Origin of the sequence: Bradyrhizobium yuanmingense (genome assembly GCF_029167105.1) — a bacterium.
GTDB lineage: Bacteria > Pseudomonadota > Alphaproteobacteria > Rhizobiales > Xanthobacteraceae > Bradyrhizobium > Bradyrhizobium yuanmingense_A.
Map to the genome: position 1 here is coordinate 36,041 of NZ_JARFML010000025.1, position 12,024 is coordinate 48,064.

General features: G+C 57.3%; 9 protein-coding genes. 4 read left to right on the forward strand and 5 right to left on the reverse strand.

The annotated features are described in order from the left end of the window. Window positions 1-1,266 precede the first annotated feature (1,266 nt). Window positions 1,267-1,830, forward strand: a complete 564-nt coding sequence (locus P0R31_RS27790) for a helix-turn-helix transcriptional regulator (RefSeq protein ID WP_275501566.1) — start codon at window positions 1,267-1,269, stop codon at window positions 1,828-1,830. A 362-nt stretch (window positions 1,831-2,192) separates the two neighbouring features. On the opposite strand, the gene P0R31_RS27795 is transcribed toward P0R31_RS27790, so the two are convergent. The 5 genes from P0R31_RS27795 to P0R31_RS27815 all read right to left on the reverse strand — a co-directional run bounded on the left by P0R31_RS27795 (window position 2,193) and on the right by P0R31_RS27815 (window position 8,119). After that, the gene (locus tag P0R31_RS27795; protein ID WP_275501567.1) at window positions 2,193-2,933 is read right to left on the reverse strand and encodes a methyltransferase domain-containing protein; all 741 of its coding nucleotides are present in this window, start codon (window positions 2,931-2,933) and stop codon (window positions 2,193-2,195) included. Between the two features lie 23 nt (window positions 2,934-2,956). Further along, complete coding sequence (locus P0R31_RS27800) at window positions 2,957-4,321, reverse strand: radical SAM protein (protein ID WP_275501568.1); 1,365 nt, start codon at window positions 4,319-4,321, stop codon at window positions 2,957-2,959. Between the two features lie 171 nt (window positions 4,322-4,492). Continuing rightward, window positions 4,493-6,268: a class I SAM-dependent methyltransferase gene (locus tag P0R31_RS27805; RefSeq protein WP_275501569.1), complete on the reverse strand. Its 1,776-nt coding sequence runs from the start codon at window positions 6,266-6,268 to the stop codon at window positions 4,493-4,495. Further along, window positions 6,255-7,199 (reverse strand): hypothetical protein, encoded by a 945-nt coding sequence (locus P0R31_RS27810; protein WP_275501570.1) that lies wholly within the window; start codon window positions 7,197-7,199, stop codon window positions 6,255-6,257. Before P0R31_RS27810 ends, P0R31_RS27805 begins: the two co-directional genes overlap by 14 nt. After that, window positions 7,199-8,119 carry a DUF692 domain-containing protein gene (locus tag P0R31_RS27815; RefSeq protein WP_275501571.1) on the reverse strand — a complete coding sequence of 307 codons (921 nt, stop codon included), beginning with the start codon at window positions 8,117-8,119 and terminating at the stop codon, window positions 7,199-7,201. The genes P0R31_RS27810 and P0R31_RS27815 overlap by 1 nt, the downstream gene beginning before the upstream one ends. A 1,007-nt stretch (window positions 8,120-9,126) precedes the next feature. Between P0R31_RS27815 and P0R31_RS41115 the strand changes: the two genes are divergently transcribed. The 3 genes from P0R31_RS41115 (at window position 9,127) to P0R31_RS27830 (ending at window position 11,972) form a co-directional block, all read left to right on the forward strand. After that, window positions 9,127-9,525 (forward strand): transposase, encoded by a 399-nt coding sequence (locus tag P0R31_RS41115; protein ID WP_369292638.1) that lies wholly within the window; start codon window positions 9,127-9,129, stop codon window positions 9,523-9,525. Between the two features lie 401 nt (window positions 9,526-9,926). After that, complete coding sequence (locus P0R31_RS27825; protein ID WP_275501573.1) at window positions 9,927-10,304, forward strand: ABC transporter substrate-binding protein; 378 nt, start codon at window positions 9,927-9,929, stop codon at window positions 10,302-10,304. A gap of 750 nt (window positions 10,305-11,054) precedes the next feature. Further along, window positions 11,055-11,972 (forward strand): DMT family transporter, encoded by a 918-nt coding sequence (locus P0R31_RS27830; RefSeq protein ID WP_275501574.1) that lies wholly within the window; start codon window positions 11,055-11,057, stop codon window positions 11,970-11,972. The last annotated feature ends 52 nt before the right edge of the window (window positions 11,973-12,024 follow it).

The following is a 12,024-nucleotide window of genomic DNA, read 5'->3' on the forward strand; positions in this document are numbered from 1 at the left end:
GACTCCCTGCGCAGACGAGTCCCCTCTTACCGCCCTGACCGCCGTTAGGGCTTTGCCAGTGGACTCCTCAACATCGGCCGGTTGCGATCCGGCCGGGCAAGATTGGAGCACCGATAACGTCGGCCGGACGCTTTTCGCTGTTTTGCCCTCTTGGGATTCAATCCTTCATCATCCCTATGTCGGATCGCAGACTTTCCCTTAACCCATCGCGAATATCGTCCTCAAGCTCGCCGACCGTTTCTTGATCTCAGGAGCGCAAAGCCCTGACCAGAGGCATCAACCACGCAAGGTCCAAAACTGCTCAATATGGCAGTCAAATCTCTCGTCATCTGCAAGCGGCTCATGCTGGACGTTCTTGGACGCTTACTCTTCGTGCAACGGTTAGCGCTGCGCGAGATTGGCGACCATCGCCTGCTCCCGCAGTGCTTCCAGCGCGATCTGCGCCGTTAGGGCCGATTCGAACTTCCGTCTCGTCCTCTCGCGTCGTTCCTCGCTCCGGCTGTTGCGACGGAACGGCACGAAATTCCTAGTCAACTGGTCCGAAATCCGGGGCTGCTTGACCGGGCACTCGCGGGTGCAATGGCCCACCACCGCCAATGATACGGAAGCCGGCGACCCTGACGGCCAGATCGCTGGACGCCCATCGGCACCGTTTCGGTGCCCCCCGGTAATCCCTCGCTTGCGATCCGACAGCCAATTAAGATCAGCCTGACCGCCCTAGGCTCGTGCCGCACCGCATCCACCAGCATTGCCGCGTCCTGTGCGAGAACATCGAGATCGATTCTATAGTTCTCGGCAGTTTTCGAAGCGTTGTCGATATTCCGGATCTGACTTGCAAAGCTGGCAGGCGCTTTGACTAAGAATTTCCGCGTGATGAGGCCTGTTGCAATGAAATTCGTCGCGAAAGGCATGAAGTTCAGCTGATATATGCAGGCGAGGATTGTACACTTGCCACCCATCATCCAGGTGATGAATTCGATCTTTCACCTGTGAATCAATTACAATCGAATGTCGCCGAATAACGTGCAGATCGAACGAGCGAACGCAGCACGATCCGACGGTGCACCGGGTGTTCGACTGCACGCGAACGCGATCCGAAACTGACTTGAACGACCCGGACTTCACGCACGGTAAGTTAACGCACATTTTGGCGAGCACGATTTGATTATTTCAAATGCGCAAAGGTGAAGAGGAAACCGGGGTAATCCAACGTAGTCTACATTTTTCTCGACCGAACTGCGCATCACGAGTGGGGAACGGCGCAGAATGATTGGTGCGCTTGGATTGCTGAATCGGCCCGCGATTGTAATCGATCATCACGGCATGGTGCTCGACGTCAATGAAGACGCTTTGAAGCTTTTCGATGATGACCTCTGGATCAAAGGAAAACGTCTGTTCGCGGCCGACCCACAATCGCGAATGAAACTGGAGCGACTGGTCAACCATATCCGTCTCGCATTGAGTAAGCCGGGTCGTACAAGCCTTCAAACCGTGATTACCAAGCGCCAGGGCCTTCCGGTCGTCGTTGACGCCTTTGTGCCAGGGTTGGAAGACGAGAACCTGTTGCCGGATGTGGGCGCTCTTCTTCTCCTCACCGACCTGAACGAAAACCATCAGGTGTCGCAGAGCTCAGTGATGGAGATTTTCGGAACGACACCAGCTCAGGCTCGTCTCGCATCGCTGCTGGTCGAGGGAAAAACGCTGGAGGAGATTGCTTGTGATATGAGGATTTCGCCGGGGACAGCCCGCAATCATCTCAAGGCTGTTTTCCTGCGAACCGGGACAAGGCGGCAAGCCGAGTTGGTATCTCTGTTGTCGCGCCTGCGATAATTTTGCTGGATCAGGCCTGCCGGATGTGACGTTTTCGAGTTTGACGCTCGCGCTGGTCCTTTTCCAGATCATTTCACTGCAGCTGCGCTCAATCCCTCACCTTGGCAGATAGGGCGATGTTTCCCAAGCCGAGATCCGCGCGGGCTGATCAACAGGATGAGCGGGACCGGTGCCTTGGCGTCATGACCAGTTGCCGGAGCTCACGTTGATCATCCCCGCAAGGCCATGCTTGTACGGTGATGATTGTGAAATCGAGAAGCGCTCGCGATGTTGCGAGAAATGGCGAGGTGAGCACCTCTTCAAACACCAAGGCTATTCTTCCCGGCGCCGGTCTGCTCGAAGCAGCTAGAAGCTATGCAATCCTATTTGACCGCAAGAAATCCCTCGAAACAGACATGCTTGTAGATGGTCATGGTATCTACAAAACCTGCCCGATGCAGCATATCGAGATTGCCCTTGGTGGAAAACGGCTCAAGTACGCCTTTCAGACTATTTGCTTTTCCCAAAACTTCTTCCGGAGAGTAACCGTTGTCCAATTTGTAGTCGATATAGATGGCGCTCGCGATGTCCTGAAACCGTGCATCTGGTGCTCTGACTTTCTCGAAAAACAGGAATGCTCCGCCCCAATTGAGCGACTTATAGATCAGATCGATCAGGTTCTGCCGGTGCCGGGGCGGAACGAACTGAATCGTATAATAGGAGACGATAAAATCGCTGGCTTCGTAATCTACCTCGCACGCATTTGCGAGGAGGTACTCAACGTTCGACGCTTTGCCCTCAGCGCTGCGCGCGTACTCGATCATGGCACGTTCGCTATCGATTCCGATCCAGCGCGTTCCCTGTGAATGCCGCTTCGCCAATTGCCGTAGAAGCGTTCCGGTTGAAGTACCGATTTCATAAGCCACGGAGTCACTCTTGACGAAAAAGTCACTCACCTGTTCGATCAGCCTATGCCCGGCTTCGTAGTTGGGAACAGACCTTGCGACGTGGCGATCAAAATATTGAGGGGTATCCCCACCGAAGCTCCAGCCGGCCCGTTCGGCCCGTATGCCGTCTCCCGTAGGCCCTCTTTCCCGTGCAGTCGTATGCTCCAAGCTGTCCATGATAACTCTTTTGTAGTTTTCGGTTATGCAAGCTGCAGCTTGCGTTCTCGTGTCGGTTTTGTGGTCAATGCGCTTTTGACCGCGGGACTGAAGAAAAGGGACAAGACTTCATCTTCAAACAGCTGACCCAGTGATGAAAGCCTCAGTCCAGGCTGGCCGCTAGTCTCGAGATAGGATTCCAATGCGCCGGCATTGTTCAGCTCATTGACAAGCGCGTCGTAATATCGCGAAAGCTGGGGGTGAGCGGCGCGGATCGACCGCAGGCTTTCGTCCTCGATGCGTCCGATCCGAAGCCCTGTCGAATAAGACCCAGCCAGTACTTCCTCTTCGTCGACGCAGCGTCCGGTGGCGATCGGAACGCTGCCTGTCAAAACGGCATCAACATAAGACGGAATGTTTGGGGCGTTGCGAAACACGTACCCGAGGTCGCCTGTCTTCCGCACGTCGACCCCGACGTGGGAATAGGCTCCCGCGCCCACTCCAAGAAGATCGCTCGAGGCCGAGGTCCGGATCTTCTTGAACGGATCGGTAAATTCATGGGCTCGTACAAAGCGATTGCCGTCGGTCTGGTGATAGCCGAGCGTTGCCATTTCCTGCCACATAAGCATCCGGCCAAGAAGCGTGGCGAACTCGTCCTCGAACGCCGCTCGCTTTGTTTCTGTCTTATACCAGTGCCCTTGAGGACGATCTCCAAACCGTCCGTGATACCAAGTGAGGTGTGGCGGACGAATCTCGGCAATTGCTTCGAGGTTGTCCCATACTTCCGAACTGGATCCCTTATAGAGCCCCTGGATCAAGTCGAGATTCCAGTTTTCAAAAATTCGCGTTGCAATTGCGCATGCGCGGATGGGAATGTCGCGCTTGTAGCCGCGGGCCGCATATTTGAGTACGTCGTCATCGAACGATTGCACTCCAAAGCTCAGGCGCGTGACGCCCTGAGCCTTGAGGGACCGCAGCTTGTGCTCCCCCTCGGGCGCGGCGATCGTCAGGGGACTACCTTCGATGCAAAACTCTGCTCCGGGTCGCAAGTCATACTCGTTTCGAATAGTACGTATCAAACCGTGCAACGCCGGCTCATCGAGAACGAGCGGCGTGCCTCCGCCGATATAGACCGATGACACGACGGTTCCAGCCCGAGCAAGCCGTGCGCCCCAAAAAGCGAGTTCACGATGCAACGCCGTCAGATAACGAGCAACTTTAGTGTCGTCATCGGCAGAGGTTTTTGCTCGGCCGGTATAGTGATCGACCGTGTAGTGACAGAATGTACAGCGTGTTTCACAGAATGCTACGTGAACGTACAGGCTCGTTTCTCCGCTCCACGCAATCTTATCCACCAGGGTCGTTGGATCGAGCGGTGCCAATGAATCGATGGGCGGGTAGATCGCCACTGAGTGCGATCCGCCCAGCACCGCACGACTTATGCCAATGCCGGCGGCATGAAGTGCCGGTAGCGAAGCTGGAATTCCGAGCCGTCGCAGTGAAGAGCGTGCTTCCTCAAAAGCGGATTCTCGCGATCTCATTGTCGGACCTCACGCTGTCGAGCCTGCCACTTGAATAGATCATTGCCGTTGCGCGATGATCGTCAGATAAACGTCGGCGCGCGTATCTGGACTGTCGTCGAATCTGTAGATCACGTCGAAGGGATTTATCAGCCGGGGCATATACTGCTTGCGCCAAAGGCTTGCATGCTCGCCCACCAGCGACGGAACGATTTGCCCCCAAATGCGCTCCGCGATGATGGTCAGGTCCGGATGTACACAGGCTTTGCGAATCCAATCATAGATTTCGTTATACTGGACCCACGGCTGGGCGAGCGAGGCAAGATGAAGCTGCACGAGACGATGGGTAATCGCGATGCGCCCTCCTGGGCGAACGACCCGCGCCATTTCTTTGACCATGCTCGGTCCTAGTCCAAGCTCCCAGATGCCTCCGGTCCATTCATTGATGGCAGCGTCAACTGACGCATCGGGCAGAGCCAGACGCTGCGCAAGGCCAGGACGAAAATGGAGGTTCGTGAAGTTTCGTTCGGAGGCGAATCGGCGCGCCAAATCGCTCAGGCACCGAAACATCTCGACCGAAATAACGAGTCCGTCTTTGCCAACCGATGGCGACAATCGCCGTGCAACACGTCCTAAGCCGCCGCACACGTCGACGACGATGCTCCCTGGCTTGAGCAGCAGCAATTCCGGGTGATTTGGGATCAGATCCTCTTGCGCGCGGACCAGTTTGTCCTCGACTTCTGGTACTTGGCTCCAGCTGTTGTCGTTCTCGCACGCCTTCAACAACGGCAAACGCCATCGCAAATAGGCCGCGCGAAACCGCTTGGCAAAATCAGACAGCCCGACGGGAGGCGTAGAAGACGCCGCATGGCCCAGCAGCACTTCATCGCTTGGTAAATCAAGGATCAGGACATCGCCCAGCGTGTTCTCGATCGCCCGGACAGCGTTGAAAATGGCGACAAAATCATCTTCGCCGGCATCGCTCACTGGCCAGAGAGCTTCCGGATCCAACCGTAAGCACAGACCTGAGATGAAGGCCGAGGCCGCCCAGGTCAGAACGCGGGCCCGCTCGGTCGTATTCAGGATCGATAGGTCTGGCGTCATGATGAGATGGACGGCAACGCAATCGCTGACCATCTCCTCCAGCCCGGGAATCGGGTGGTTCGGCACGGGCCAAGAGATTCTATCAAGGTAGAGCGAGGCGCCGAGCCGGACAAGCGAACGACGGAGTTCACGGTCGCATGGCAGGTGTCGCGTTTGCACCACGGTCTGGTGCATTCGAGTGATACCGGTCTGACGAAGGCGGGCCAGTTCGCCCAAAATTGACTTATGATCCGCCAGCTGCGCGCAACACAGCAGCAGCTCCGGCGGATGTATTTCATCCTTAAGGCGTGTGGAGATCTGCTCGATTGAACTCTCGGCATCCAGGTCGATCACGATGGAGCGGCGCAAGGTTGAGGTGCGCGCCCTTTCCGCGATAGATCTCAGATGCTCAAGCTGTTCTACCGACGGCCTCGCTTGCGAGGTAACGTGCATAAAGCCGTGCTGGCGCAGCGAAGCTAGCATCTTGTCGACAATGTGCTGATCGTCGAATTGAGCGCGCAGAGCCGTGAGATTAACGGGCTCGTTGATGAGCGTAGTGACAAAATCCATTAAGCCATCGCCGGGTGGTACGACCATGCCGGTTTCGAAGTAGCGGTGACTGAGCAATCGATGTTCGGCAATCTCGACGTCCAGAACCTCGACAGCCGGATCGAGCATGACAAAATCATCGTGCGGCAGTCCGCCGGAAAGGCTATCCGCACTGGGGTTCTGAAGGCGCTCAAGCAGTTTCATGAGGCGCAGAGCCGCAAATCCGGTGGCAAGAAAGATCGAGATCGTCTTTTTGCCTTCCCTGTCCCATAGACATTTGTCGCAGATCCGATTCGCCTACGATGACGCCGAGCGACGCCAAACTATCGATCAGCGAGAGCACATTAGCGTAGGGGACATCGTTCAGAGCCGTCGACAACTCCACCAAGCTCTTCGGGAAGCGAAGAACGTCAAAGAGGCGGGCGGCCCGCTGCGAAAGTTCCGCATATTCGTGGCCAGCTTCGGCAGCCGGAAGATAAATCAGCCAATGTCGCTCAGAGGCTTCAAGGTCCTGGCCGGGGTCGAAGTCGAACGGACTTTCAATCCATGGGGTGAGGTCGCAGGATGACGAAATCATCGTTGCCGCCGGATGGGCGACGAAGCGGGTTGACCGCAAATTCCTCGGGCTCGTCCCTGCCGAGAAGGCCTCCGCCGCGGTATTCGGCCATGTCGGGGGAGCGTATTCACCAAGCCCCCGGGCAAGCGCAATCGCCGCCGCGTCGATCGCCAGCACGTCTTGACGCGCGCGGGCGAAGAACTCCGGACGACCGGTCAAATATGCAACAAAAGCCGCCGCGGTCCGCCAGAAGTAAGGCCCGTTGTCAGCGTAACCGGACGACTGCACGAACTCTGCCGCAACTGCCTCGATATCGAGTCCACTCGCGTGCAGCAGACGGCGGGTGAGCGGGACAAGGTCCAGCGCACCAAGAGCATTCCTGACCAATCCGCGACGATACATGCCAATGTTGGATTCGGTCGGCGCGGGTGTGCCCGCATAGTCGGCCAGTATTGCTAGCTCAGTCGCCGTGCAGCCATGGAGATCTTGGGCCCTTGGGTTGGGATCCATGACCCAATTCGCAAGGCGATCGTCTGTCAATACGCGGCGCCAGGTATCCCAAACCAGCTGTGCGTCCATCAGGCAGCCTCGCTGCGGGTGGTGCGCCTGCTCGCCCGGCCGTAGGCGCGATCCCATGCCACACGTCCCCGCTCGAGATCCGAGAGGATTAGATCGGTGGTACGGCCGGTATCAGCCATTTCCCCATTGCAATAGAGGGATTGGGTTTCATATTCGAGGATGACGGCGCCAGGACGGGCGCGCGACAAAACATCGTCGAGCAGATCCCAAACGGCGTCCGCAACCTGGGTATCATGAAGGTCGTGATACTGACCGTTGATCCAACGCCCTCCCGCCATGTGAATGGTGATGATACGGTCGAGCGGTATAGTGCTCAGAAATCGATCAATGGAATAGCCTTTCGCGCGGTGGTTCTGCTCGTTCGCATACAGATTGTGCAAATCCAGGTGCAAGTAGGTGCCTGATAGCTCAAGCATTCGCGCAAGGAATTCCTCTTCGGGCAGATCGCTGCCGGGGCACACGCGGTAGTACGCCGCATTTTCGTGCGCGAGCGGAACGCCGTAAAGATCTTGAAGCGCGCGCGCCCTTGCCGCCACACGAACAGCCTCAGCCCGCGAGAACTGTAACGGACTGCTCCAAACATCGGACCAGGAGGCGTCGCCATAAAAACAGTGGTTCGCAACTGAGCAAACATTTAGTTTCTGAGAGAGCGGAACGTGCCGCCGCACGGCCGCCGTGCTCTTCAGATCGTCGAAGCCGAAGTCACCGCCGTAGTTCGAATGTCCGAGGAGCGGATATTTATCCGCGATATCGCGCATAAGATCGACGGCGCGGGGAGAAATAAGCCCCGGCCCATCAAGAGGACTCATGATCGAGTCGAACAATATTTCCAGCGCATCAAGCGGCTGGTCCAGAAACGGAAACCAACCAATCAATTCAGGATTGAACTGAAGCCCAACGCCCAAGCGGGGAACGCTCATTTCCGAGGTCTCCAATAGCCTTGGCACCACGCCGACGGCGATGCGCCAAGGCCAAGCCGGATCAGAGTCCGTCAGTCACGGATGTTCTGCCGCGCACTTCGCCGCAGTTGCGGCGCATCTCGCTGCGGTCGCAGCGCACCGCGCAGCGGTTGCGGAGCATCGCGCTGCGGCGGCTTTTGCTTGTGCTTGCGCTGCAGTCGCCGCACATTTGGCAGCCGTAGCGGCGCATTGCGCAGCCGTCGCCGCACATTTAGCGGCCGCTGCCGCCGCTTCTTTCACCGACAGTTTTTTAACGTCCATGAATTCTCTCCACGTTGGAATAAAAGTTCTGCCAAAATCGCTTCTCGGCAGGACCCAGCTCAATCACTAGTAGAACTACCCCATCCAGACACGGGAGCCAGTCCCATTTGAGATAGGAAAAGCATTATTTTGCCAGGACGGCCACAAAAGCAGAATATGACTTCGAGTAAGCCCACCACAGAAAGATACTCGGAAAACACCTACATCAGGTCCGGCAAAAGCGAGTCAGGCAGACTCTCCCTTGGGTCCACTGATAGCTGACATTCGTGCATGACACGGTCAGAGCTTCTCTCGTGACGCTTTTCCAGGGACAACCGCTGATGCAAGTTCCGGGCGAGCTTCCGCACCCCGTTCTCGCCCAGCATCGCTGCCCGGCTCACACCGTCCCTATTGATGTCTCCATGATCGTGCGACGGAGTCCAGCATTGGCCAATTGCAGCGGACAGTTAGCCAACTTGAGGCACCACCTAGCCGGTTGCGCCAGCGAAACCGGCTCGCGTCGCTTGAGCATATTCACGGAGTCGATTTAACGGGGAGCGATTGCGCACTGCTGCTCGCGGGCGATAATAACCGCATCAGATCCCAGCTCACTATGGCTCGCCTGCGATACAGCCTGGCATGAGCCGATCGGTGGGGGTCAAGCGATGGCAAATGCATGCTTGATGCCGAGCAGGAAGGTGACTCCTATCGTCGCCTCGACGTGATCACTGGGGGAGCGCCGCCGGCAGCGGTGGACGGGCGAGAAGAAAGCAAGGGTCGCTGCGGAGAGCTTTGAGAATAGCGCGAAGATCTCCGAGGCAGCGCGGCTCAATGGCGTTTCCCGCGGGCTCTCACGGCGTGGCGACGCCAGGTGCGGCTGCGGTGCCCGGCAAGGCACCGCACTTCGTGCTAACCGAAATTGGCTCCGGAAGCGGTGGCGGCACAGCCGGCAGATCCGAGCGTATTTCGACGGCAAACGACGCCTTGTGCGATCGCTGCTCGGCCAGCAAACCCTCCGAGGTGATCGAGAGGGTGAGTGGAGCGGTCATCCGCCTCGAGCTAGGCGTGAAGCTGGGACGCTTTCGACCGTGCTGTGGACGCTTAGGGCGTTCTGTGGATTGCGCTAAGGCCCGCGCTGAAGGGGATGTTGGCGGCACAGCCGGTGGAAACTTTCGCAACCCAGATGCTACTTCAAGCGCGTCACCCTTCGTGGAAAACAGTTGTTGGACGTTTTCAGGATCGACCCCTTATTACGGCTGCCCACCCAGGCGACATAAGAGCTGAGCGGATACGGATCGATATTGGGTCTGTCGTCGGACATTCAGGTACACCTTCCTTCACTGGCCAAAGATATTGTGTACCTGAGCTCCCAATCGAGCGCACTCATCGACACCGGCGCGGCCGCAATCGCGGCGACATCGCCGTCGAGCATGGGAAGGCAGGCGGCGTCGGGATGGTGCTCCGCGCGAACCTGCAGCCACCATTCCTGGTAGGTGCCTGCGCGAGGTTGTCGGAGATACAAGGCCGCATGGCTGATGGTAGCAACACCAGACCAGCCTTTTTGGTCTGCCCGTTGTCCTCGCCAGCTCCATCCCAAAGACCGCAAAAATCACACCATGCAGACATGATGTCACTTACTTCAGGAAGTGATCAGCTTCATGCGCAGGTTGACGATTTTGTTGGCTATTTACGAGGCGAGCGTCGGCTCTACTGGGACATGACGGAGGAGACGCGCGCCTTCGCGAAGCGTTACAAGGCGGCATTCGATGGCAGGATCCCGAACGAGGCGCAGGCGAGCACGTACAGTGCCGTCACGCACTATCTCAAGGCAATTGCTGCGATACGGACCGATGAAGGTGAGGCGGTGGTGCGACAGATGAGGAACACCTCGATCAAAGATTTTTAAAATGAAGAATGTTAGAATCCGCCCCGGTGGCCAGGTGATGCGGCCACTCCACGCCGCGCGCATAAAGGCGCCGATCGAATCGAATTATCAACGACTACTACGAGATAACGGAGACTATTCCTGCCGAAAATGCGTGGGGGGCAGCCGCGAAGAGTTCCTGCGATCTCCTGAAGACGCAGTAAGGGGATCGGCGGCCCGTCGACCTGCCTTTAGGTCTCTCGTGCGGCCTTGACGATATGAAGTCAGCGCAGCTCAAGACGCGCTGCAAGCCAGGGAGACTGGTCACAGTCGTCCAGTCTGGTGAAGGTCAGTAAGTTGGCTGCCTACATGATGGGGCCGTTCTAATCTGTGATCTTGTTGGGATCGCGGTTGGCGCTGCTCTTGGTGCAGCGTCCCGGACCTCGCTTTTCAACGATGGCAGCATTGACGACAAGTGGTGAAAGGAGACCCCCGCGGACATTGGATCTGAAACGACAGCGCTCTTCTTGTTGGTGCGCAAGGTGACCAGCACATCATCGCTGCCGCTTAGTAGATTGCTACCGCAGCTGTCATTCATCTCGGGCGTCATCGACATTCTTGCTTCCTGAACTCTACCCATTCGATCATCGGACGCGCGATCGATACGGCCCTGAACAAGCCCGATCTAATCTTAGCGAATTGCCTTTAGATAGCACAATCCTCCATCACCCGTGTCCAGCACTGCTTTTACTGGCCCGGTGTCAAACAGGTTAGCCAAGTGGAACGCCGTGAATGAGCAGCCCACCACTCTTCCTACCGCTCCTTTGCGGAACACTCGCGACGGTGAGCTGGAGCATCGGCAACGTTCTGTCCAAGGCCGCGCTCTGCTGCATCGAGCCGCTCTCGCTGTTAACAGGGCAGCTGGCTGTAAGTGCCGCAAGCCTGACCGTATTATCAATCTGGTCAGGCGCGCCGCCTCGTTTGAGCGATTGGCGTGCTGGCCTCCCCGGCATCCTGCAGCCGGCGCTTGCGTCTGGTCTGTCGATCTTTGGGCTATCGATGCTGCCGGCCTCGGTGGAGGCGATGCTGTTTGCAGTTGAACCGCCATTGATCATATTTCTTGCGTGGTTCATCCTTGGCGAGATCCCTAACCGTGCTATCATCTTCCTCTGCTTGTTGGCTGTTGCCGGGGTCGGCTTTTTGAGCTGGACCTCTGACCCTGATCCTTCCGCTGCTCGGGGATTGGGCGTCGCTCTCGTTCTCGCCGGCGTGCTATTCGCCTCACTTTACAGCATAGTGGTCCGTGTGATGTCGGAAAGCGTAGATACATTGCGCCTTACAACGGCGAGCCAGATCGTCGCGTTTGCGCTGGTCGCATTTGCGTGGATTGGCTTTCGCCCATTGCCGACGCTCTCTGTGACCATCGGCGATGTTGTTCCGGTGGTCGGATCAGGATTGTTGCTCCTTTCGATCCCCTTTCTACTCTACGGGATTGCGCTGCAGCGAATGAGCGCGACCGCCGCCGCACTGTTGCTACCGCTCGTTCCCGTGTTTACAGCCATTTTCGCCTCCATCTTCCTTCAGGAAACCCTGACCGCAACACAGTGGCTTGGGGCCGCCGCCGTTCTTCTATCGGCGCTTGGAACTCCCATGGCCTTGCGTTCCCAACCGCATGGCTCGGAAGTATCATCCCACTCCCGAAAGCCTTGAATAAGTGCGGGGCAATGCCCGCTATTGCAAGAATACTGTCTCCGCGTTCAGC